Genomic DNA, 22,251 nt, shown 5'->3' with positions numbered 1-22,251 from the left:
GGGCAGTCGCCAGCTCCTCACGGTTATTTCCGCTCGGGGTTGTCGACTGCTCGGTGTGTTGGGTTCACAGCTGGGCGAGGACCTTTGCCGCAACCTCGCGGTACGCCTGCGCCCCCTTGGACGTCCGAGCCGTGGAGAGAATGGACCGCCCGACCGCCGGCGCCTCCGCGAAGCGGATCGTTCGCGGGATCGGCGGGTCGAGAACCGGCACGCCGTAGCGTTCGCCGACGTCGGCCAGCACCTCGCGCACGTGACGGCTCCGCCCGTCGTGGAGCGTGGGCAGGATCCCGAGCACCTCGAGATGCGGGTTGAGGATGCGCTGCACATCCGCGACGGTGTCGAGCAGCTGACCGACCCCGCGGTGGCTCAGCATCTCAGCGGACATCGGCACGATGAGCACATCAGCCGCCGTCAGCGCGTTGAGCGTCAGCACGCCGAGGCTGGGTGAGCAGTCGATGAGGACGATGTCGTATGCCGCTGGGCCGGCTTCGTCATCCGCGCCACCTTCCAGCGCGGTGCGCAGGACGTACTCGCGACCCGGCCGCGGCATCAGCATGGCCTCGGCGCCGGCCAGGTCGATCGTCGACGGGACGAGGTCGACCCCTTCGTCGCAGCTCAGGACGGCGTCGGCGATCGGCGCTCCCTGCGTCAGCACCTCGTGGATGGAGGTCTCCACCGTGTCGGGGTCAATCCCGAGGGAGAAGGTGAGGCAGGCCTGCGGATCGAGGTCGACGAGGAGCACTCGCCTGCCCAGCTCGACGAAAGCGGCGCCAAGGCTCGCGACCGAGGTCGTCTTGGCGACGCCGCCCTTCTGGTTGGCCAGCGCGAGAATCGTGGGGCGACGGTCTCCCGTCGTGGGGCGGCCCATGCCGCCAGTGTGTCAGGTCGAAGGACTCAGAAGGCGGAGATCGTGCGCGGCGCCCGCTCGGAGCGCGTGAGGGCAGACACGATGGCGCCCTGCCCGTGCTTCTCCATCGCAAGGCGGGTGAGCAGCCCCAGCACCGGGCCGAGGACGGCACGCGACAGCCGGGGAGCAGTGAAGCCGACGCTGGCTGCGACATCCTCGCCGTGGACGACGATCTCGAGCATCCGCCCGGTGAGGAAGTCGTCGCGCAACAGCGACCACCCGGCCCACGGAATGAGCACGGCCCGATCGGCCGGCTGGCCCGCCAGCACCGCCGGTAGCTCGGCGCGGGCTCGGACCGCCGCGGCCAGGACCGCGGCATGGCCGTCCGAGGCCTCGCGCTCGCCGCCCTCCCGGATCCCTGCGTTGACCTCGGCCTCATGCGCGGCGCCGACCCAGGCGGAACGGTGATAGTGCTCGTCGACGGCGATCGGGTCGGATCCGGGCTCGGCCCGCAGCAACCGAAGAGCCGTCGGCAGCTGCGCGGCGAAGTGCGCCACCAGGCCACCGACCGACCAGTCGGCGAGTGCGCTGGGCTCGCGCCACGCCGTGCTGACGTCGTCACGAGCCAGAATCGCGATCACGTGGTCAGCGGCCTCCACGAAGGCGGCGCGGAGGTCGCTCATGGTTGCTCCTCGGTGCTGTCGGCTGTGCTTCGAAGCCCGCATGCCTCCGCCGCCTCGAGTCCGGCCCAAGCCGACTTCTCCGGACCCATCTGCTGTCCTTCGGGGCAATGGGCCCGAAAGTCGCACCACGTGCACAGCGGCGATGGCCTCGGTGGGAACGAGGGCGACTCGACGCCACGGGCGGCGAACTCGGCGTCGACTCTGCGGAGATCGCCGGCGATGGACTCCGCCTCGGCGACCTTGCGGTCCAGCGACTCGGTCGTGTGCTCGTGCGCGGCCACCGTGCGGGTCGGAACATGATGAAGCTCGACTCGGACGCAGGGCCGTCGGAAGACCCGGGCAGCTCCGGCCGCATAGAGGGCGAGTGGCAGGGAGGTCCGGGCGTCGTCCTCGGACGGGATCTGGCGACCGGTCTTGTAGTCGACGACGACGACCGCCCCGTGGCGGTCGTCGAGCCGGTCGACCCGGCCGGTGACCGCGATGGAGTCGGTCCTCAGGGCGACCGATCGCTCGAGTCCGAGCGGCTGCTGGTCCTGGTCGATGTGGCGCAGGTAGTCGACCACCGACGCGCTCACCTTCTCCCGCCACGACGCGGACTGCTCAGGGTCACGGAAACCCACGTCGATCCACGAGGCCCGGACCAGCTCGGCCACCCCGGACGGGGTGCGCTGGGACCTGGGCAGGTCCCAGAAGTCCCGGAGCACGTTGTGGGTCACGATCCCGACGGAGGTGTGGGCCCGCTGCGGTCGCGCCTCTGGTTTCGGCCGGTCGAGGTACTGCATCCGGTACCGGCGTGGGCAGTCGAGCCAGGCCAGCAACCTCGAGGGCGACGCTGGGTACAGCGGGGTCGGCATTCCTGCGAAGATGCCCTGCTCGACCGTCACGCCAGCCACCCTAGGCGAGACCGGTGACAACGGATGGGACCAGCCACCGTCTCGACCTCGGTGGCCGCCGCGATGACACCGCCGATCCGGGTCATGGCCGCACCACCGGCGTCGCCCCCCTGGCCTGCGCCTCGATGGCGGCGAAAACTTCTGGGGCCGTGGTGAACTCGGCCAGCCGGTTACGCTTGCCCACGCCGTGGTAGTCGCTGGTCCCTGTCACGAGCAGGCCGAGCCGACGAGCGAGACGCAGCGCGCGCTCGACCTGCGAAGGCCCGTGGTCGCGGTGGAAGGCCTCGAGACCAGCGAGCCCAGCGGCATACATCTCCTCGACGAGCACGTCGGACACCGTCTCTCCCCTGGTCCTGGTGAACGGGTGGGCGAGCACGGGCACGCCGCCCGCTCCACGGACGAGCTCGCAGGCGCGCACCGGGTGTGGCGAGTAGTGCTTGACGTAGTAGGGCGACTCGTTGGTGAGCCACTCCCGGAAGGCCTCGTCGCGGTGCCGGATCGTCCCGTTCGCGATGAGTGCGTCGGCGATGTGCGGACGGCCCGGCGTCGCGCCGGGCGCCACCTGGTCGAGAACCTCGTCGTAGGTGATCGGGATCCCGTCCTCCGCCATGAGCGCGACCATGCGCTCGAGCCGCGTGGCGCGCGACTCGCGGGCCTTGGTGAGCTCGCCCATGAGGTCCACATCGTGCGGGTCCGTCAGGTAGCCGAGGAGGTGGATCGACCCGTGGTGCCAGGTCGTGGAGATCTCGATGCCGCGAACCAGGGCGATGCCGTGGTCGCGTGCGGCCGCTTCAGCCTCGGCCCAACCCGCCACGGTGTCGTGGTCGGTGATGCCGAGCACGTCGATGCCTGCTTCACGTGCGGCGATGACCAGCTCCGTCGGCGTGTCGGTGCCGTCGCTCGCCGTCGAGTGCGTGTGCAGGTCGATGACGGGGGCGGCGGCGCTCACGGCCCAAGCGTATTGGTCCGCCCCTGCTCCCCCACGGCTACCGCAACACACCGAGCTGTGGTCAACCCCCTGCGGCTATTTCCGTCATCGGTTGACCGCTGTTCGGTGTGTCGCCGGGTCGGAGGAGCTGCTTGGCGGAACGGACGCGATCCCCGATCGTCCGTGGCCGGTCGAGGTCACTCCAGATGATGCGCTCGACCGGGTGGCCCTCGCGCCGGATCCCGTCCTCGCGTCGCTTCTCGCGCCACACCACCTCCCCGGCATCGGCGACGCCATCCTCTGGGTCTCGGGCGCGGGCGTACTTCTTCTTGCCGTCGAACTCGAGCACCACTCCCTCCACGAGGAAGTCGACGCGGCCAAGGAACCTACCGGACCGGTCGACGATGACGACTTGGCTCTCATGGGCCAGACCGAGATCGTCGAGGACGAGGCGGGTGCGGGACTCCCCCACCGACTCGCACTTCTCGTCCATGGCCAGGACCGCCTCGAGCGCCCGGTTCCGACCCTGGTGCGGTGTCACCTGCTCCACCTCCGCCAGGAGTTCCGTGATGGTGACGAGTCGGCGATGCAGCGCGGCATCGCCGGCGACGACAGCACAGTCACGGCCCATGGTCAGTGCCGCCCGCACGATGGCCCGAGCCGGGGTCACGACGGACACCCCGGAGCGCACGAGCACCTCGGCACCGGCCAGCGGATGAACCCACAGCCCTGAACGGTTCACCGCCTGACGGACATCCGACAGGACGTCAACCCGGCTCGGGTCGTGACCGAACAGCGGCAGCCCATGCACGGCCAGTGCGGCGTGGTGGCTCACGGCGTCGCCCGGGCGCGTGTGGGCCGTCGCGAGGACCCGCAGCAGGAAGCGCGCGTCCGCGTCACCTGCGTCCCAGGCGCTGCGCGTCGCGTAGGCACCCCGTCGGAAGTGGACGACCTCGCGCCTCCGCAACGCGGCCCGGAGGTCAGGTGGGCCGATCCCCCTGGATGCCGCCTGGGCGGCCGCGAACGCGCCGGCTTGCTCGCCGGCCAGAGCCTGAAGTCGGTTGTCCATGGGAGCAAGCCCAGCGGCATACCGGATGCGCCGGAACGCCCCGCCCCGTGACTGTGGACAGGGAGCGCATCAGCCCAGCCCTGTGGACACCGCCAACACACCGAACAGTGGCCAACGCCTGACGGTTATTTCCGTCAGGCGTTGGCCACTGTTCGGTGTGTTGCCGACGAAGGCGCTGTCAGGCCTCCTGGCCCGGCGTCGACCCAGCCCAGTTCTTGTCCGCCTGCGGCACGGGCCGCCCCGGCTGCTCTCCACCACGCGCGTCGAGGTAGTTCTGCTTCGGAACCATGACCTTGCGGCGGAAGATGCACACGACCTTGCCGTCCTGGTTGTAGCCGATCGTCTCGACCTGGACGACGCCCCGGTCGTCCTTCGACGTGGACTCCCACTTGTCCAGGACCGTCGTCTCCCCGTAGATCGTGTCGCCGTGGAACGTCGGCGCGACGTGACGCAGCGACTCGATCTCGAGGTTGGCGATCGCCTTGCCGGAGACATCCGGGACCGACATGCCGAGGAGCAGCGAGTAGACGTAGTTGCCCACGACCACGTTGCGCCCGAACTGCGTCGTCTCCCCCGCGTAGTTCGCGTCGAGGTGCAGCGGGTGGTGGTTCATGGTGATCAGGCAGAAGAGGTGGTCGTCGTACTCGGTCACCGTCTTGCCGGGCCAGTGCTGGTACACCGCGCCGACCTCGAACTCCTCGTAGCTGCGACCGAACTGCATGCCGTCCTCCTGAGACCCACCACGTGCGAAAGCGAACGGTGACCAGCCTGCCGGACCCGGCGGCATACAGACATGGCCGTATGCCGTGTGCTTCCTCACGCCGTAACGACCCTCAGGGGGTGGGCGACGTCTCCGAGTCCACCCGCGGCAGGTCGCCGGTGTCGGACAGGAGCGGCATGATGACGGCCGCCGAGGCGGACGGGTCGGCCGGCAGCCGCGTCCCGGCGGCACGGCCGATCGTGATCCCGTGCCGCCGGGCGAGGAGCAGGCCGGCGAGGTAGGTGCCGAGCGAGACACCCGCCGCGAGCCCCAGCCCGAGCCCGAACGCCTCGGCCAGCGTCGGCAGCCCCGCCGAGAAGCCCAGCCCGTCGGGCTGCGTGACGATGAGCGAGATGCCCTCGTAGGCCTTGCGGCCCGGCAGGAGGGGCACGATCGCTGCGGTCGTCACTGCGAGCGCCGAGATCCGGGCTCGGCGTGCCAACAGCCGCGCCGCGAAGCCGATGACGAGAGCCGCCACCGCCGACGATGTCACCGCACCGACCTCTGCCCGCTCCCCGCCGGCGACGATCAGCCAGCCGAGCGCGGCCGCGGCTCCGGCGGCTGTGACGGCGCGCCCGGTGGAGTACGAGGAGACGCCGAAGGCGACGGCGATGACCACCGCACACCCCACCTGGACGAGGACGTTGTCGCCGAGCAGGGCGCGGGAGCTGATCGCGATCGGGTACCCCAGGCCCTGTCCGACCGCGAGGACGACCGAGACGCCCACGGCGATGCCGAGGGAGAGGACGACGACCTCGAACGCCCGCGCCCCGGCCGTGACGTAGTAGCCCTCGAGGGCGTCCTCCCCCGCGCCGACGATCGACAGTCCGGACAGCAGCAGCACGATGCCGGACGCCACGACGAGCGACGGTGACACGTCGCCGACCGCGGTGACGCCCGCCGACTGCGCCACCACGATGAGGGTCGCCACGATGGTCGGAATCGCCGCGCCGACGCACTGCGAGAAGAAGGAGGCCACCCCGGCCCTGCCGAGCACATCGTTGACGCGAGTGACGACGGCAGCCGTCAGGAAGCTGAGCAGGACGATGAACCACCCACCGCCGAGCAGCCCCGCGGCACCGGCGGCGAGCGTTGCGCTGGCCACGGTGACGACCCATCGTCGGTAGGGATGCGGTGCGGTGAGGACGGCGTCGAAGCGGATCCGTGCATCGTCGACGTCAACGGGGTCCCGGCTGAGCGCCACGATGAGGGAACGCAGTCGCTCCAGCCGCGTGTAGTCCTGGACCCGGAAGCGCACGATCCGCATCACGGTGATCGGGTCTGCGTCCGGCCCCCGGTGGTAGGAGACCGTCACCGAGGTGTAGGTGACGTCGACGTGCACGCTGGCGAGTCCGTAGGCCCGGGTCAACATGAGCACGGTGGCGGTGACGTCGGCCGCCGCCGCACCGGTGGAGAGCATCGCGACTCCCGCGCGGATCGCGAGATCGATGACGGCCTGGGCTGTCTTGCGGTCCACGCCGTCCGGTGAGCGCCAGAGGGCGATCTCATCGGTGGGCGGCCCGCTCGGACGGAGCGCCCGTCGAGTGCTCGCCCGGAGCGACGGAAGCGAGCGGAGCGAGGAGGGCCTGGCGGTCGGCCGGCGTGGTCGGTCGCTGGGAGGCACAGGGAGACTGTATTGCCGGACGGCTGGGCCAATTGGGTTTCTTCGGCGACGGGGCGACGTGGAAGCATGGGCGGGTGATGAGCGAAGAGCAGAAGAAGAGCGCCAGCCGCGCCCGTCCGACGACCGACGAGTTCCGGGCCTTCGTCGCGTCTGGGTGGGCTCCCCGGCGCACCGACCGTCCCGAGCGCTCGAGCGTGGCACCGTATGCCGCTGAGCGCCGTGCCGCTGTCAGCGCGGCCTTCGCGGGGCAGCGCCTCGTCATACCGGCCGGTGGCCTCAAGATCCGCAGCAACGACACGGACTACGTCTTCCGTCCGCACAGCGCCTTCGCACACCTGACCGGCCTCGGCGGCGATCGGGAGGCCGACGCCGTCCTCGTCCTCGAGCCGACCGGAGACACCGGCGGGGCGGGCGCAGCCGACACGCCGGGCCACGAGGCGATCCTCTACTTCCGGCCCCTGTCGGGCCGTGACACGGACGAGTTCTTCGGGGACTCCCGCTACGGGGAGTTCTGGGTCGGCGCGCGGCCGACCATCGAGGACATCGAGGCCGAGCTCGGCATCTCGGCGCGGCACATCGACGAGTTCGCCGACGCCGTGGCCAAGGATGCCGGTGAGGTCATCATCCGCGTCGTGCGGGAGGCCGACGCGGCGGTCGCGGCCGCAGTGGACAAGGCGCGTGCGGAGGCGGCCGACGCGGCCGGAGCGGCCACCGCCGAGCAGCGCGCCGAGGCCGAGCACGAGGCGGACGACGAGCTGTCGTCCTTCCTCTCCCACCTGCGGATGATCAAGGACGACTGGGAGATCGAGCAGATGCGCTCCGCGATCGAGGGGACGCACCGCGGTTTCGAGGCCGTCATCGCGGATCTGCCCGAGGCGATCCGCCGGGGCCGCGGGGAGCGCTGGGTCGAGGGTGTCTTCGGCCTGTACGCGCGCCACCACGGCAACGGCGTCGGCTACGACTCGATCTGCGCGAGCGGCGACCACGCCAACACGCTGCACTGGATCAAGAACACGGGCGAGATCACCGAGGGCGACCTGCTCCTGCTCGACGCCGGCGTCGAGGTCGACTCGCTCTTCACGGCCGACATCACCCGAACCCTGCCCGTGAGCGGCACCTTCAGCGAGGCGCAGCGCCGGATCTACGACGCGGTCCTCGCCGCCCAGGAGGCCGGCATCGCGGCGTGCAAGCCGGGCAACCGGTTCAGCGACATCCACGACGCCGCCATCCGGGTCATCGCGGAGCACCTCCACGAGTGGGGCCTGCTGCCCGAGGGCGTCGATGTCGAGGCGACGCTCGACAAGGAGCACGGCCAGTACCACCGCCGGTGGATGGTCCACGGCACGAGCCACCACCTCGGGCTCGACGTCCACGACTGCGCGCTCGCCACGCGCGAGCAGTACACGGACGCGGAGCTCAAGCCGGGGATGATCCTCACCGTCGAGCCCGGACTGTACTTCAAGGCGGACGACCTGCTGGCGCCGGCGGAGTTCCGCGGCAACGGCGTTCGCATCGAGGACGACATCCTCATCACTGAGGACGGCTGCGTGAACCTATCTGCCGCGATGCCACGCACCGCGGACGAGGTCGAGGCCTGGATCGCCCGGATCTGGGGTGGGCGCGCCTGACTCGCCGCGGCGGCCGAGCGCATCAGGGCACCGTCGTCACCGTCACGTCCGGTGGGTAGGGATTCTGGTTGCGCGGGGCCACCGGCGGGACTGGCGTGCCGGGACCTCCGGGCGCGCCTGAGCCAGCCGAGCCGGTGATGCTGCCGGAACCGCTGGAACCCCTGGAACCGCTGGAACCGTCGGACGAGACCGGCTGGTCCGGGTCGGGTCCCGGGATCGGTGGACTCCACTGCTCGACGAGGTCGATGACCGAGCCGGCGTCGTCCGCGGCCAACCCGCTGCTGAACGCCTGTGGCGCGCACGTCGGGGAGACGTTGACCCAGACGGCGGGCCCGTCCGCGTAGTCGAGCACGAGCCGAAACGCCCGCGAGTGGTCGTCGCCTGTGTTCGAGCAGCCGGAGTCGCTCACCCCGACGGCCAGACGGCGCAGGGCAGCCACCACCTCGCGACTTTGCCCGGTGGAGAGCCGGGTTGGCTGCTCGGTTCCGTCGGCCCGAATGCGGCAGACGGTGACTCGCGGATCCCCTTCGGGCGCGAGCGACAGGTGGTCCCCAAGCCGACCCAGCCCCCAGCCGGTGCAGGCTGCCGTCGGCGCGGGGTCGCGACGGTTGTCCACGATCGCATCCAGCAGGGACCCCACCGCCGCTGACGACACGAAGTCACCGTTCGTCGCCTTCGAGCACCCGTTGGGATCTGCCTTGGCTGCCACCCAGACAATCGCGTCCCGGTAGCGCGACCCGATGAGATGCACGGTCTCGTCCCCGCCGATCGCGGTGCACGCCTTCGACCTCAGGTTGTCCAGCGGGGCCCAGGTGAGCAGCTCGACCACCTCGGACCGCCCGCCGCCGGACAACACCCGGCGCGTCTTGAGCCGGAAGGGCGCCGTCAGTGAGCCGTTCATCATGTCGAGGACGGGGTAGCTGCACACGACGAGCGAGTCGGGCTCCCGGTCAGGGAGCAGGCGCGCGTTGCCGTCGACGCCCTGGGGTCGCTCCGGAACCGTCATCCCCTCCCGGTCCGTGATCGTCGCCGGACACTCGAGGGCACCATCGGCCGCGACGGGCTGGGCGGAGACACTCCGCATCGGCCCGACCGTCTGGGTCGGCCGGCCGGGCCCGGTCGCGGCCGGCTGTGCACACGCGGCAAGGAGCGCCGCGACTCCGAGGCCGACCAGAGGGCCGGACACGAAGCCACCCGCGGTGGTCCGGGGGCGGCGTGATGGCGTTGGCATGGCAGAACCTCCGGGCTCGATCCTCACCGAGGATGACCCCTCATGAGTCCAGATCGTTGCACCCCAACCGCAACACACCGAGCAATCGCCACAACACGCGGTTATTTCCGCATGGGTTTGGCGACTGCTCGGTGTGTTGCGGTGTCGGGGCGAGTGCTGGGCCCGGCTCAGCCGTCCGTGCGGTCAGCGGGAGGCGGCGGGGGCACCTGGCTGGGCGACGGCGTGGTCGGCGCGCCGTAGCCGGCCATCCCGCTCGAGTGGATGCCGGCCTTGGCGAGGATCTCGCGCGCCTGCTGGGCGAACTTGTGCTCGGTGAAGACCTCGTACTTGGTCGCGACCACCTGGCTCACGGACGAGAAGTCACGGGTGCCACGCGTGAACGCATAGCCGACCAACGACCAGATGAGACCGAACAGGACACCCCAGAGGGCGCAGGCCAGCAACAGCGAGAAGGCGCTGGTCGGCGGGTTGAAGAGCGAGAAGATCAACCCGACGAAGAGCCCGAGCCACAGGCCCGACAGCGCTCCGCCCAGGGCGACCCGACCCCACGTCAGCCGCGCCGTGACTCGCTCGACCTGCTTGAGCTCGGTGCCGACGATGAGGCAGTTCTCGACCGGGAATCCGCTGTCCGACAAGGTGTCGACGGCCTTCTGCGCGTCCTCGTACTTGTCGAAGGTCCCGAGCGACATCGGGTAGTCGAGGGACAAGGTCGCAAAGCCCGGACGCCCACCCGGGCCCTTCGGTTGCAAGCTCATGACATCATCCTCGCACTTCCCCAGTCCGCCCCGCGGGACCTCACGACCTGAGTCGGTAGTCCTCGACGAGGCGGCGACCGATGATCATCCGCTGGATGTCGGCCGTGCCCTCGCCGATGAGCAGCATCGGCGCCTCGCGGTACAGCCGCTCGATCTCGTACTCCTTCGAGTAGCCGTAGCCGCCGTGGATCCGGAAGCTGTCCTCGACGACCTGGGCGCAGTTCTCCGAGGCGAGATACTTCGCCATGCCGGCCTCGAGGTCGTTGCGCTCGCCGGAGTCCTTCTTGCGGGCAGCCTTGACCATCATCTCGTGGGCGGCCTCGACCTTGACGGCCATGTCGGCGAGGCGGAACAGGACGGCTTGGTGGTCAACGATCTTCTTGCCGAAGGTCTCCCGCTGCTGGGCGTACGCGATGCCCAGCTCGAACGCCCGCCGCGCGACTCCACAGCCGCGCGCGGCGACGTTGACCCGGCCGACCTCGACGCCGTCCATCATCTGGTAGAAGCCCTTGCCCGGCTCGCCGCCGAGGATCTGAGCGGAGCTGGTCCGATGGTTGTCGAGAATGAGCTCCGTCGTGTCGACGCCCTTGTAGCCCATCTTCTCGATCTTGCCCGGCACCGTGATGCCCTGCGCCGTCTCCCCGAAGCCGGGCTCCTTCTCGATGAGGAAGGTCGTCATGTTCCGGTAGACACTGTCCGCACCGGTGTCGGTCTTGACGAGAACCGCGACGAGGTTGGCCGAGCCGCCGTTGGTGAGCCACATCTTCTGCCCGTTGATGGTCCAGTCGCCGTCGTCACCCTGGACGGCCCTGCTCTTGATGGCGGACACGTCTGAGCCGCAACCCGGTTCCGACATCGAGAAGGCACCACGGATCTCCCCCGTCGCCATCCTCGGCAGGTACCGCTGCTTCTGCTCCTCGGTGCCGTGCTGGAGGATCAGGTACGCGACGATGAAGTGGGTGTTCACGATGCCACTGACCGACATCCATCCCCGCGAGATCTCCTCGACGCACAGGGCATAGGTCAGCAGCGACTCACCGAGTCCGCCGTACTCCTCGGGAATCATCAGCCCGAAGATCCCCATCTCCTTCATCTGGTCGACGATGGCCTGCGGGTACTCGTCCTTGTGCTCGAGGTCGGTCGCGACGGGGATGATCTGCTCCTCGACGAACTCACGGACGAGCTTGAGCAGCTCCGTCTGCTCGTCGGTGAGGCCTTCGGTCTGCTGGAGTCGGGACACGCGTGATCGCCACCTTGCGCTCGGGCTGGGTCAACAATGCGATCGAGTATGCCGCTGAGCTCGCTTCCCGGGACACGTCTCCTCGTGTGTCGTCCCCCACCTGTAACGCTCGTCACCCCGGTCTCCGGTTCGGGGCGTGCCTCGATCGACGGATGGGTCACCAGAGCTGGCCGAAGCCGGCCTGCTTCGCCTTGACTGCGCCCTCGAGGGTCGAGCGCTGCTCGAACTGCTCCGCCTTGAGGCCCGCGTGCACCGCCTTGAGGTGCGCGGCTCGGGTCGCATCGGGCCGCTCCTTCAGTGACGTGAGGAACAGATGGGTGAACGCGCCGTTCGGGCGACCCTCGAAGGTCGCATCCGAGGCGGTCTGGTCCGGACGGCAGGCCGCGAAGAGGACGGGCCGGGCGCCCTTGCCCCGCTTGGTCAGCTCGACGAGGGCCTTGCGGTCGACCGTCCGGGCCGGCGCCTGCTCGCGGATGCTGCGAGCTCGGTCGAGCCCGCGCGGAGTCGGCGGCGGCAGGAAGCGGGGCTTGCGCCCCAAGGTCATGGCCAGCTGGAGCTCCTCGAGGTCCTTGAGGCCGGTCCCGCTGTGGCAGGTGTCCAGCAGGACCTCGAGCAGGGCTCCCTGGGGCACCCGCTGGAACAGGTCATGCAGCTCGTCGTCCGAGATGACGGTGCTGCGATCCCACTGGTCGCCGGCTCGCTTGATGTCGTAGCAGGCGAAGACCTCGTCGAGGCCGTCGGGCTCGTCTGTGGCGCCCGGCTGGTTCGGCACCTGCGTGCCGTGGCTCGAGAACGAGACGACGAGGTGGTCACCCGGTCTGGCCTTGTCGACCATCGTCGTGAGGGCGCCCATGACGGCCTTCTTCGTGGCCTCGGAGTCACGGAGCACCGTGGTCGTGCGCGAGGTGAAGCCGAACTTCTTGAGCGCGGCCGAGATGTCGTTCGCGTCGTTGACGCATCCCGCCAGCCAGCTGCTCATCGGGAGGTGCTTGAACTCGTTGATGCCGACACAGACTGCGCTGCGTGCCATGGCCAGATCCTTTCCTGTTGAGCCGCTGTCGATGGGTCGGGTGGGTCGCCTCACGAACGCGTGAGCACGGCGTCGGGCCGTGCGTAGACGACGAAGGCGAGCCAGGTCGCATCTCCCTGCTCCCGGGCCGCCTGACGCGCTCTCGCCGTGGCGAGCGCCATGGGCGTCCGGTTGAGCAGCTCGTCGTAGAGCTTCTCGACGAACACCCGCGACGGCTGCTGGTGGACCGACCACAGACAGGAGACGAACGCGGACGCCCCTGCGTCGAGGAAGGCATCGGCGAATCCGCCTGCCGTGGTGAGCAGAATCCCCTCTCGACCGGTCTGGCAGGCATTGAGCACCACGACCGGTCCCGCCTCGCCCTGTCTGGTCCACCGCGCGTTCTCGCTCACCTCGGTAGCGGAGAGGAACTGCGGCTCGACCGCCCGTCCCCTCCTGCGCCCCTGGAGCAGGATGCGAGCGCCGAGGATGTCCTCCATGTCCGCAGCACCATGGCCAGAGAAGTGGAGCAGGTCGAACTGGCCGCCTCGCAACAGCTGGAGCACGCCTGTCGGGGTGGCCCGGACCGGGCTGGCCCCGAAGTGCTCCGCGAGGTAGCGCTGCTCGTGAACCGGTTCGGACAGCACGAAACTCGGGTCGCGGTAGTCCGGGATGAGCGACCTCGCGCGACCGTCGCGAATCCTGATCTCCTTCGGCGGGAAGCTGCCCAGACGCCACCGCACCAGTCCGCCCTGCGCCAGGAACCACGGCTTCTTCGGCCTCGGGCCCCTGGGAGGCTTGAGGTGCACGAGCTCCCAGGGGACGTACGGCTCGTCGGCGTAGACGATGAGGTCGCCGATCTCGTTGCGGTGCTGCCAGAGATAGGCCTGCATGTCCTCCGGCAGCAACAGGTCGTAGAGCCGCGTGCCGATGTCCTGCAGGCGACGCAGGACCTGCGCCTCGCTCAGGTCGGCGCCGACGATCTGCTGGACCTCGTCGAGGAAGGCCGCCATGGTGCGCGCCCGGTCGGCGATGGGCAGGGACTGGAAGGCGACCGGCTTGCCGTCCTGCTCGATCCGGACGGCGTACTTGTAGATGACCGAGCCGTCGGGCTGGGCGCTCTCGATGATGTCGAGGCACGGCAGGCCGTCAAGCTCGGGTGCGTCGATCCCGGTGTGGATCTGCGCCCGGGCGGGTGGGGCCGGTGCCCCGAGCGCCGCCCGGGAGACCGCCTTCGCCTCGAGAGCCAGGGTCGCCAGCGGCACCCACCCCTGCCGGATGATGGCGTGCACCTCGACGGGTCCGGTCGACAACGCGCGCACGGTGAAGGCCACGGAGGACTCACCGCCGCCGAGGGGGAGCCCGAGGATGTCGGAGTCGGTGCCGACGACCTCCGCGTTCACCTTGCCGACCACCTGGACCGACACCGGTCGCTCGGCCTCGACGGCGACCATGGCCGAGGCGTGGACCATACCCTCTCCCGCGTCGATGTCCTTGCGCGACAGTGTGATGCAGACCTCGAACGCTTCCTCGACGACGACGGTCGCGGGCATCTCGGCGGCGACGGTGGCCTGGGTGGGGGCCACCGGAGGTGGAGCGGCTGGTGGCGGAGCAGCCTCGGGTACGAGGGGTCCCGGTGGCGGCGGTGCCATCGGCAGGTCCCGGCTCGGCGGCTCAGGCCTGGGTGCTGCCTGGGGCTCAGCCTCCGGCTCGGGCATGGCCTCGGGCTCGCCGCCGGCGCCCATCCCCAGCGGCAGCCAGCCGGCGATCGCCTCGATGACCTCGAGCTGGCTGAAGTAGTTGGTGTGGTAGATCCGGTCGTTCGTCTCGAAGACCTTGGCCTCGGCGACGAAACCGCCGGTGGGCAGCCCGATGGCGCTCATCGAGGCCGTGTCGACGACGAGGTCGTTGTCGCCCTTGAAGAGGTCGTCGACAAAGCCCTCTGCCAACCTGACGACGAGCTCGCGGGGGAACTCGGGCGGCCGGTGGGAGTCGTCGAGGAGCTCGACGTGGAAGTTGGAGGCGATGACGAACCAGTTCGTCCCCGGCGCGGGCTGCTTCGGCTGCTCCTTGTTGAGGTCCGTGACGAACGGGCCGTTCGGCATCATCGCTGCGAGCCCGGGCACGCCGTTGTCCTCACCGAGGTAGGACACGAGGTACTTGACGAGGGCTCCGATCCCTTTGACGACTCCGGCGACGACCGCAGCCACGGGCGCACCGCCGGGAATCGCGGCCAGGGCGCCGGCCCCCACGCTGGCCAGGTTGGTGTAGAGGTCGATGAGGTCCTGCCACCGATCCGGATCGGCCAGGTGCGTGCCGCCGTTCGTCGCCGCCACGAAGATGATGCGGTCGACCCGCCCCGGCCAGCTCGAGCCGGGCAGCTCGTACTCGACGAGGCTGCGCGTCGTCAGGCCGCCCCTGCTGTGCGTGATGATGTCGATGACGAACTCGTCGTCGGGCTGGTGTGTGCTGAGCCGCGCGAGGAGGTCCTTGGCGTTCGCGCGCGGGTCGACGCTCAGGGTCCGGTGGTCGAATCCAAGAACGGCGTCATACGCACCGATGGCGGTACTGAGCAGACCCATGGCGTTCTCGTCATAGGTGATCGCGCCGAAACCACCGGCCGTCGACGAGAAGGTGCCGTGAATGAACAGCAGGATTCGGACGGGACGGTCGGTCGCGAGCCCGAGCTCGCCGAGTCCCTCGATTCGTCGCCACGAGCCGAGGTCGGGGCCGGTGATGTGGACCAGTCCCGGACGGACGTGCTCCTCCATCTTCTCGATCGCCTTGCCGACGACGAGGGGTGCGGCGAACCGGAACACGACGGCCTGCACGGCGCCCCTGACGATGTCGCCCAGTAATCCGCGAGTGCGGACCTGGCGTCGAGCCGGCCGTTTCCGGCCTCTCGGTGGCCCGTCCTCGACCAGGTCGATGGTGAAGCGCGCAGTACGCGGTCCGAGGTCGATGGATCGCGTGCGGTGCCCGGCGTCGACGGGCAGGTGCCACGAGTACACGCCCTCTCGCTCGAGGAGGACCACCGCGTCCTCCTCCGCCCCAACCTCGACCTCGACCATCGCCATCCCCGGCGAGGGACGGCCCGGAGCTGCGCCGGGCAGGTCCCGGTCCTGCCGCGGTGACAGGTCGAGACGCTGCACGGTCACCAGACCGCTGTCCTCCAGCGAGGCGACGATCGCCTCCCTGGCCACCTGCTGCTCGAAGCCCGGCTCGCCGGGAAGGGCACGAGCGCGCGACGCTTCCCGCACGTCGTAGGACCCTGGCACGACGACTCGGATACCTTCGCTGGCGAAGGAGGTGGGCGGCATACGGCTCCCCCTCTTGGCTCGATCGCGGTCGCTCACTTGTCACCGTAGAGCCGAGCTCCCCGCGGCTGATACCGAATCGCCGAGAACGTGCGCGGAAAACCGTTTGCACGTCACCGCCGTCAGGCGGCAACCTCGTGGCAACCGCACCGGCGCCGGGAGCCGCTGCACGAGTCCAAGGAGGGTGACATGTCCATCACGGTCCGGGCAGACCTGCCCACATCCACCACTTCCTTGGAGTTCTCTTGTCTTTCAATCGTTTTCACGAGGATGACTCATCCTTCGCAATAGACACCGATCCGGATGGACCTCCGGAGGGCGACCGCTGGTCGAGCTGGGACGGCGCCAGCCACGGGCCAAAGCCCAGACCTGACTGGGTCATCACCGACCTCGGTGCCGTCGAGGAGGACCTCGGCGTGCTCAAGACGGGCAAGGAGGCGGACGTCCACCTCGTCCGCCGCTGGATGCCCGGTGATCCCGATCGGGACGTCCTCATGGCGGGCAAGCGCTATCGCTCGAGCAAGCACCGGCTCTTCCACCGCGATGCCGGCTACCTCGAGGGCCGGCGGGTCCGCAAGTCGCGTGAGACACGCGCGATCGCGACCCGCACGTCCTTCGGCAAGGAGCTGATCAGCGGCCTCTGGGCCTTCGCCGAGTTCGAGACGATGGCCCGGCTCTGGCGGGACGGCTTGCCGGTCCCCTATCCGGTGCAGATGAGCGATGACGAGCTGCTCATGGAGTTCATCGCCACGCCCGAGGGCGATGCTGCGCCGCGGTTGGCCCAGACGCGCCCCGCGCGGGAGGTGTTGCCTCTCCTGTTCGAGCAGCTTCGCGAGGCGATGCTGCGCCTGGCGGAGCTGGGCTGGGCCCATGGCGACCTGTCGCCGTACAACGTCCTGCTCGACGAACGGCCGACGGTCCGGGGCGATGACCCCCGCCTCGTCATCATCGACTGGCCGCAGGTCGTCGACGTCATCGGCAATCCGCACGGACTGGAGTTCCTCGAGCGGGACGTGCGCACCATGTCCGACTGGTTCACGCGGCGCGGCTTCGAGGTCGACGCCGGGCACCTGTTCGGCGATCTCGTTGCGGCAGCGACCATGCGCTGGTGAGCTGCCGGCGTGGAGCGCCGCCCCTCAGGCTTGACGCGAGCCACCGAGGGGCGGTGCACCGAGCGCCCAGAGCAGCTCATTGATCTCGCGCTGTGCCCGGGTGCGGTGCGTGCGCCCGGCCCGACCCGTGTCGGTGAGGCTGATGTCCCGCGTCACCAGGAGGCGGTTGAGGCGCCCCCAGCAGGAGAGCGTGTGGATCCTGTTACGGCTGGCGAGCTCGACCATGACCGGCAGCGCAACGAGCTGGGCCCGCTTGCCGTAGATGACCCCTGCACTCGACATGCCGAGCATGCGATACCCGTGGTCGGTCGCCCAGCTCCCAGCGATGGCCCGGACATCGAGATTCGACGAGAAGTGCACGACGTCCCGCGCGCTTCGCACCCGAGGCCCCCTGTCGGACGAAGCCGCGTCCCGGTGAGGCGGCGGGATGAAGACTAGTGCACCCCCCGGCGGTCCGCGCGCCGGGTCTCGAACCGTGAATCGCATTGCCCGGCAATGGGTCCCCGCCCACTCCCGATCACTCGGTCAGCTCGCGTCACACCGGCCGGGATCAGACGTGCGCCATCGTCGCCACCATGAAGGCCTGCCAGGCCTCGCGGCTCTCGTGGAGCTCGCCCGGGCCACCGACACGCTCGAGGATCTCGCCCGTCACGGCCCGCGTGGCATCGTCCCACTCCCCGGTCAGCTCGACGTCGGTGCGCCCCCAGACGTGTTGACACATGGCCTGCACCGCCTGGACCTGCACTCGCGATCGGCGGATCAGCCTCGGCCGCTCCACGCCGAACCGACCCGTGTCGACATGGATGTGGTTGGTGTGCGCGTCGTCGTAGAGATAGGTGAGGACGTCGGCGAACTCGTGATGCAGTCCGGCGGCCACCCTCCAGTAGTCCCTGAGTCGGCGTCGGAGCTCGGCCGCGGGGGCATCGCGCCACTCGTCGTACCGCAGGGACACGAGGTCCCTCCCGTCTGCCCGCAGGCGGGCCAGGTCAAAGGCCTGTCCCGAGCTGTGCCAGGACGTGGGCCTGCCCCGGACCCAGGCGCCGTACGAGCGCACTGCGTCGGGCGCCTCCCCCGTGTGCAGCCGGTGCAGCTCGAGCCAGGCGTCGAGGCGCTCCCCGAACGCCACGTCGACGTAGTACGTGGCCGGCCGGCCCGAGATCTCGTACACGTATGCCGCTGGGCCGACTCGGGTGCGCGCCTGCAGGTCCGTGCGGTCCACCGCAACGGGGTCGGCGAACACCTCCCGCGGCGTCGGCTCGAGGAGGCCTGGAATCTGCGGGAAGCCGGGCAGGTCGCCCGTGATGGCAACCAGCCCAGCGGCACCGGCCGCGACAGCCGCACCGCCGAGGACGAGAAACCCACGACGGCTGATGCGTGGAGACCGACCCGCAGAGGGCATGGCCGCGGCAGGCTCGCTTCGCACACCCTGGCTGGGCGCGGGCTGCCGCTCACTGGTCTCGCTCACGTCAGGTCAACGTCAGGAGCACCGCCGAGGTTTCCCCGGGAACCTCACCGCGATGTCACAGTTCGTCCGTTGCGCGTGTCCTCCCTGATGAGAAGCACTCGACCCAAGGAGGACACCATGGCAACCATGTCACCCGTCACCGTCTCGGCACCCACCGCACGGATCCCCCTGGAGCACCGGAACACGCCCTTCGTGCGCATCGCCCGCTGGTGGAGCAGGCGCCGGTACGGCGCCATGTTGGAGCCGCTCCTGGCCACGATGCACAACCGCAAGGTGTTGACGTCGATGGGGCTGCTCGAGCTGACGGTGCCGAGGTGGTCGAGCCTTGACCCCGATGTCCGCGACCTCGCCGAGCTCGCCGTCAGCGCCCAGATCGGATGCAGCTGGTGCATCGACTTCGGCTACTTCCTCTCGCACAACAGGGGCATGGACAGGGCCAAGCTCGAGGGTCTGGCGGACTGGCGGGCCAGCGACGCCTACTCTCCACTGGAGCGCCAGGTGCTCGGGTTCGCGGAGGCCATGACCACCACGCCGCCGACGGTCACGGACGAGATGGTCGAGGGGTTGCGCGCTTCGCTGACCGACGAGCAGCTCGTCGAGCTGACTGCGATGATCGCCCTGGAGAACCTGCGATCACGCACCAACGCCGCGCTGGGGCTGACGAGCCAGGGCTTCAAGGACCACTGTGAGGTGCCCAGCGCATGACCGACCGACGACTGACCGATGACTGACGGTCAAGCGGCCTTCGAGCAGCACCGCACGCTCCTCGAGGGCGCGGCCTACCGAATCCTTGGAACCCGGACGGATGCCGAGGACGTCGTCCAGGAGGCGTGGATCCGGTGGAGCGCGGTCGACCCGGACGTGGTGGACGACGTCCGCGCCTACCTGCTGACCATCACGTCACGGCTCGCACTCAACAAGCTGCGCGAGCTCAAGGCTCGCCGCGAGACCTACATCGGGCCCTGGCTGCCGGAGCCCGTCGCGACTGAGACCGATGACCCAGCGCGGGCGGCGGAGCTCGCCGACGAGGTTTCCATGGCGATGCTCATCGTCCTCGAGTCGCTGTCGCCGCTCGAGCGCGCGGCGTTCGTCATGACCGACGTCTTCGCGATGACGTCGCCCGAGGTGGCCGAGGCCCTCGGTCGTTCGCCGGCTGCGGTACGCCAGCTCGTCTCCAGGGCGCGGGCCCACCTCGCGGCCCGCAGCCCGCGTCAGGTCGTCGAGGCGAGCCGCCATCAGGCGGTCATCGAGAGGTTCCTCAACGCGGTCGTGTCCGGTGACGTCGCCGAGCTCGTCGCCGTCCTGTCCCCCGACGTCACGCTGGTCACCGACGGCGGCGGGATCCGGCGCGCTGCCCTGCGGCCGATCCACTCGTCCGACAAGGTGATCCGGTGGATCCTCGGGGTCCTCCGGGATCCCGACGTGGCCAGCCTCGTGCCCGAGATCCGCACGCTCAACGGCGAACCGGCCCTCGTGGCGCGGGGACCCGACGGCGTGGACTCCGTCTATTTCCTCACGGTGGAGGACGGGCGCATCACGGCGGTTCACTCGATCCGCAACCCGGAGAAGCTCACCGCTGTCTGAGGCGCCGTGGCCCCGGACAGCGTCACTGAGGACACTCCCTCAGCGCTCGAGGGCCTCGATCGCCTCCGCGGTGGCCAGGACCTTCTTCGCCGTCTCGACGTGCAGGTTCTCGATGAGACGTCCGTTCAGGGTCGCAACGCCCTTGCCCTCGGCCGTGGCCGCTTCGAACGCCTCGATGACGGCCCGCGCGTCCACGATCTCGTCGGGACTGGGGCCGTACACCTCGTTGGCCACGTCGACCTGGCCCGGGTGGATGAGGGTCTTGCCGTCGAAGCCGAGCTCGCGACCCTGCTCGGCCTCCGCCCGGAAGCCAGGGTCGTCCTTGACGTTGTTGAAGACGCCGTCGACGACGGAGACACCGCCGGCGCGGGCACCGAGCGCGATGAGCTGCAGGCTCGTCTGGACCGCCGCGCGACCGGCCCGGTAGTGCGCACCGAGCTCCTTGTACAGGTCGTTCGTGCCGATGATGAAGCAGGTCAACCGGTCGGATGCCCGGGCGATCTCCTCGGCGTGGAGGACCGCGACCGGTGTCTCGATCATCGCCCAGAGCTTGGTGCGCTCCGGCGCCCCACCCGCGTCCATCGCGGCGACGAGCGAGCGGACCTCGTCTGCCGAGTTGACCTTGGGCACGACGATCGCGTCCGGACCGGCTCCGGCCGCCGCCGCGAGGTCTGCGTCGTGCCACTGTGTGCCGGACCCATTGACCCGGATCGTCAGCTCCCGCGTGCCATAGGTGCCGGACCTCACTGCTGCACAAGCGTTCTCACGCGCCGCTTCCTTCGCGTCCGGCGCGACCGCATCTTCCAGGTCGAGGATCAGCGCATCGACGGGAAGCGTCTTCGCCTTCTCCAGGGCACGCTCGTTGGAGCTGGGCAGGTAGAGGACCGACCGCCGTGGGCGGAAGGTGCCGTACGCCGCTGGGCTGGCTTGGGACTGAGTGCTCACCTGAGTGCGCCTTTCCTCGGGAACGGGCTGAGCGGCATACGGCTCAATGCTGGTAGAGCTCGGCGAGCTCGGGATCGGTGGCGCTGAGTCGCTCGGCGAGCTCGAGGATGACGAGGCACTGCTTGAGGCTCGCGTCGTCCTCCATCTTGCCGTCGAGCATGACCGCGCCCGTGCCGTCGCCCATCGCCTCCTTGACGCGGCGGGCGTGCGCGACGTCCTCGGCGGACGGGCTGAAGACGCGCTTGGCGATGTCGATCTGGACGGGGTGGAGCGACCAGGCGCCGACGCAACCGAGGAGGAAGGCGTTGCGGAACTGGTCCTCGCAGGCGACGACATCCTTGATGTCGCCGAACGGCCCGTAGTACGGGAAGATCCCATGCATCGCGCAGGCGTCGACCATCCGGGCGATGGTGTAGTGCCACAGGTCCTGCTGGAAGACGGCCCGGTCCCCCTGGATGTTCCCGTCGACGGGGTCCTGCCGCACGAGGTAGCCGGGGTGGCCGCCGCCGACCCGGGTCGTCTTCATCCGGCGGTCCGCCGCCAGGTCCGCCGGCCCGAGCGAGATGCCCTGCATGCGGGGGCTGGCGCCGGCGATCTCCTCGACATTCGCGACGCCGCGGGCGGTCTCGAGGATCGCGTGGACCAGGATCGGGCGGCCGAGGCCGGCGCGGGCCTCGAGCTGGGCCAGGATCCGGTCGACGTAGTGGATGTCCTCGGCGCCCTGGACCTTCGGCACGATGACGACGTCGATGGTGTCGCCGACCTCCGTGACGAGCGTCGTCAGGTCGTCGAGGACCCAAGGGCTGTCGAGGGCGTTGACCCGGGTCCACAGCTGGGTGTGCTCGCCGAAGTCGGTTGCCGTGGCGATCTCGACGAGGCCGGCGCGCGCCGCCTCCTTCCGGTCCGCCTTGACCGCGTCCTCGAGGTTGCCGACGAGCACGTCCACCGTGCCGACCATCCCCGGGATCTTGGCCGCCATCTTCGCGTTGCTCGGGTCGAAGAAGTGGAGCATCCGGCTCGGCCGGGCGGGTACCTCGGTGAGGGGGGTCGGGGCCCCCACCGCGAGGGGCCTGAAGAAGTCCTTGGCGCTGCGCATGGGCGCCAACGTAGCGCGACGCTTCGCGACATCGTTATGACCGCAGTCACTCACCCCGTGGCGGC

The 22,251-nt window shown here is 69.7% G+C and carries 20 protein-coding genes; 4 read left to right on the top strand and 16 right to left on the bottom strand.

Annotated features, from left to right (window positions below; genetic code table 11):
* Positions 1–64 precede the first annotated feature (64 nt).
* From ABF401_RS18775 to ABF401_RS18745, 7 genes are all read right to left on the bottom strand, one after another.
* A complete protein-coding gene (locus ABF401_RS18775) occupies positions 65–868 on the bottom strand; it encodes a ParA family protein (RefSeq protein WP_353511108.1) in 804 nt (267 codons plus the stop codon).
* A 26-nt stretch (positions 869–894) separates the two neighbouring features.
* The gene (locus ABF401_RS18770) at positions 895–1,530 is read right to left on the bottom strand and encodes a maleylpyruvate isomerase N-terminal domain-containing protein (protein WP_353511107.1); all 636 of its coding nucleotides are present in this window, start codon (positions 1,528–1,530) and stop codon (positions 895–897) included.
* Positions 1,527–2,414 carry a RecB family exonuclease gene (locus tag ABF401_RS18765; RefSeq protein ID WP_353511106.1) on the bottom strand — a complete coding sequence of 296 codons (888 nt, stop codon included), beginning with the start codon at positions 2,412–2,414 and terminating at the stop codon, positions 1,527–1,529. Before ABF401_RS18765 ends, ABF401_RS18770 begins: the two co-directional genes overlap by 4 nt.
* A 91-nt stretch (positions 2,415–2,505) precedes the next feature.
* On the bottom strand, positions 2,506–3,372 hold the full coding sequence (locus ABF401_RS18760) for a PHP domain-containing protein (protein WP_353511105.1): 867 nt from the start codon (positions 3,370–3,372) through the stop codon (positions 2,506–2,508).
* Positions 3,373–3,433: 61 nt separating this feature from the next.
* On the bottom strand, positions 3,434–4,420 hold the full coding sequence (locus tag ABF401_RS18755) for a hypothetical protein (RefSeq protein WP_353511104.1): 987 nt from the start codon (positions 4,418–4,420) through the stop codon (positions 3,434–3,436).
* A gap of 178 nt (positions 4,421–4,598) precedes the next feature.
* A complete protein-coding gene (locus ABF401_RS18750) occupies positions 4,599–5,141 on the bottom strand; it encodes a MaoC family dehydratase (protein ID WP_353511103.1) in 543 nt (180 codons plus the stop codon).
* Positions 5,142–5,253: 112 nt separating this feature from the next.
* Positions 5,254–6,804, bottom strand: coding sequence for a threonine/serine exporter family protein (locus ABF401_RS18745; protein WP_353511102.1), 1,551 nt, complete (start codon positions 6,802–6,804; stop codon positions 5,254–5,256).
* Positions 6,805–6,881: 77 nt separating this feature from the next.
* Here ABF401_RS18745 and ABF401_RS18740 point away from each other — a divergent pair, with 77 nt between their 5' ends.
* Positions 6,882–8,432, top strand: coding sequence for an aminopeptidase P family protein (locus ABF401_RS18740; RefSeq protein ID WP_353511101.1), 1,551 nt, complete (start codon positions 6,882–6,884; stop codon positions 8,430–8,432).
* 22 nt (positions 8,433–8,454) lie between these two features.
* Here ABF401_RS18740 and ABF401_RS18735 read toward each other — a convergent pair whose 3' ends face one another.
* The 5 genes from ABF401_RS18735 to ABF401_RS18715 form a co-directional block, all read right to left on the bottom strand.
* Positions 8,455–9,663 (bottom strand): hypothetical protein, encoded by a 1,209-nt coding sequence (locus ABF401_RS18735; RefSeq protein ID WP_353511100.1) that lies wholly within the window; start codon positions 9,661–9,663, stop codon positions 8,455–8,457.
* Positions 9,664–9,830: 167 nt separating this feature from the next.
* Complete coding sequence (locus ABF401_RS18730) at positions 9,831–10,418, bottom strand: YflT domain-containing protein (protein ID WP_353511099.1); 588 nt, start codon at positions 10,416–10,418, stop codon at positions 9,831–9,833.
* Between the two features lie 40 nt (positions 10,419–10,458).
* On the bottom strand, positions 10,459–11,658 hold the full coding sequence (locus ABF401_RS18725) for an acyl-CoA dehydrogenase family protein (RefSeq protein WP_353511098.1): 1,200 nt from the start codon (positions 11,656–11,658) through the stop codon (positions 10,459–10,461).
* A gap of 157 nt (positions 11,659–11,815) precedes the next feature.
* Positions 11,816–12,688 carry a caspase family protein gene (locus ABF401_RS18720; protein ID WP_353511097.1) on the bottom strand — a complete coding sequence of 291 codons (873 nt, stop codon included), beginning with the start codon at positions 12,686–12,688 and terminating at the stop codon, positions 11,816–11,818.
* A gap of 50 nt (positions 12,689–12,738) precedes the next feature.
* Positions 12,739–15,987 (bottom strand): DUF7379 domain-containing protein, encoded by a 3,249-nt coding sequence (locus tag ABF401_RS18715; protein WP_353511096.1) that lies wholly within the window; start codon positions 15,985–15,987, stop codon positions 12,739–12,741.
* A gap of 242 nt (positions 15,988–16,229) precedes the next feature.
* On the opposite strand from ABF401_RS18715, the gene ABF401_RS18710 reads away from it, so the two are divergent.
* On the top strand, positions 16,230–17,096 hold the full coding sequence (locus ABF401_RS18710; RefSeq protein WP_353511095.1) for a serine protein kinase RIO: 867 nt from the start codon (positions 16,230–16,232) through the stop codon (positions 17,094–17,096).
* 24 nt (positions 17,097–17,120) lie between these two features.
* Here ABF401_RS18710 and ABF401_RS18705 read toward each other — a convergent pair whose 3' ends face one another.
* Together ABF401_RS18705 and ABF401_RS18700 are read right to left on the bottom strand one after the other, a co-directional pair.
* Complete coding sequence (locus tag ABF401_RS18705; protein ID WP_353511094.1) at positions 17,121–17,477, bottom strand: hypothetical protein; 357 nt, start codon at positions 17,475–17,477, stop codon at positions 17,121–17,123.
* A 169-nt stretch (positions 17,478–17,646) separates the two neighbouring features.
* Positions 17,647–18,561 carry an extensin family protein gene (locus ABF401_RS18700; protein ID WP_353511093.1) on the bottom strand — a complete coding sequence of 305 codons (915 nt, stop codon included), beginning with the start codon at positions 18,559–18,561 and terminating at the stop codon, positions 17,647–17,649.
* Between the two features lie 117 nt (positions 18,562–18,678).
* On the opposite strand from ABF401_RS18700, the gene ABF401_RS18695 reads away from it, so the two are divergent.
* On the top strand, positions 18,679–19,266 hold the full coding sequence (locus tag ABF401_RS18695) for a carboxymuconolactone decarboxylase family protein (RefSeq protein WP_353511092.1): 588 nt from the start codon (positions 18,679–18,681) through the stop codon (positions 19,264–19,266).
* 18 nt (positions 19,267–19,284) lie between these two features.
* Positions 19,285–20,145, top strand: a complete 861-nt coding sequence (gene sigJ / locus ABF401_RS18690; RefSeq protein ID WP_353511091.1) for an RNA polymerase sigma factor SigJ — start codon at positions 19,285–19,287, stop codon at positions 20,143–20,145.
* Between the two features lie 39 nt (positions 20,146–20,184).
* Here the strand turns inward: sigJ and ABF401_RS18685 are convergent, their stop codons facing one another.
* Both ABF401_RS18685 and ABF401_RS18680 read right to left on the bottom strand, forming a co-directional pair.
* Positions 20,185–21,090, bottom strand: a complete 906-nt coding sequence (locus tag ABF401_RS18685) for an HpcH/HpaI aldolase/citrate lyase family protein (RefSeq protein WP_353511090.1) — start codon at positions 21,088–21,090, stop codon at positions 20,185–20,187.
* Positions 21,091–21,133: 43 nt separating this feature from the next.
* Entirely contained in the window at positions 21,134–22,186 is a 1,053-nt protein-coding gene (locus ABF401_RS18680; RefSeq protein WP_353511089.1) for an HpcH/HpaI aldolase/citrate lyase family protein, read from the bottom strand.
* Positions 22,187–22,251 lie beyond the last annotated feature (65 nt).

The sequence above is a fragment of the Intrasporangium sp. genome (assembly GCF_040414665.1).
Taxonomy (GTDB): domain Bacteria; phylum Actinomycetota; class Actinomycetes; order Actinomycetales; family Dermatophilaceae; genus Intrasporangium.
This window is presented reverse-complemented; position numbering and strand designations above follow the sequence as displayed.

Excerpts from the sequence above, each read along its gene's own strand:
- ABF401_RS18740 (WP_353511101.1), top strand. The coding sequence starts at position 6,882 with ATGAGCGAAGAGCAGAAGAAGAGCGCCAGCCGCGCCCGTCCGACGACC.
- ABF401_RS18695 (WP_353511092.1), top strand. The coding sequence starts at position 18,679 with ATGGCAACCATGTCACCCGTCACCGTCTCGGCACCCACCGCACGGATC.
- ABF401_RS18730 (WP_353511099.1), bottom strand. The coding sequence starts at position 10,418 with ATGAGCTTGCAACCGAAGGGCCCGGGTGGGCGTCCGGGCTTTGCGACC.
- ABF401_RS18735 (WP_353511100.1), bottom strand. The coding sequence starts at position 9,663 with ATGCCAACGCCATCACGCCGCCCCCGGACCACCGCGGGTGGCTTCGTG.
- ABF401_RS18755 (WP_353511104.1), bottom strand. The coding sequence starts at position 4,420 with ATGGACAACCGACTTCAGGCTCTGGCCGGCGAGCAAGCCGGCGCGTTC.
- ABF401_RS18770 (WP_353511107.1), bottom strand. The coding sequence starts at position 1,530 with ATGAGCGACCTCCGCGCCGCCTTCGTGGAGGCCGCTGACCACGTGATC.
- ABF401_RS18720 (WP_353511097.1), bottom strand. The coding sequence starts at position 12,688 with ATGGCACGCAGCGCAGTCTGTGTCGGCATCAACGAGTTCAAGCACCTC.
- ABF401_RS18715 (WP_353511096.1), bottom strand. The coding sequence starts at position 15,987 with ATGCCGCCCACCTCCTTCGCCAGCGAAGGTATCCGAGTCGTCGTGCCA.
- ABF401_RS18750 (WP_353511103.1), bottom strand. The coding sequence starts at position 5,141 with ATGCAGTTCGGTCGCAGCTACGAGGAGTTCGAGGTCGGCGCGGTGTAC.
- ABF401_RS18775 (WP_353511108.1), bottom strand. The coding sequence starts at position 868 with ATGGGCCGCCCCACGACGGGAGACCGTCGCCCCACGATTCTCGCGCTG.
- sigJ (WP_353511091.1), top strand. The coding sequence starts at position 19,285 with ATGACTGACGGTCAAGCGGCCTTCGAGCAGCACCGCACGCTCCTCGAG.
- ABF401_RS18680 (WP_353511089.1), bottom strand. The coding sequence starts at position 22,186 with ATGCGCAGCGCCAAGGACTTCTTCAGGCCCCTCGCGGTGGGGGCCCCG.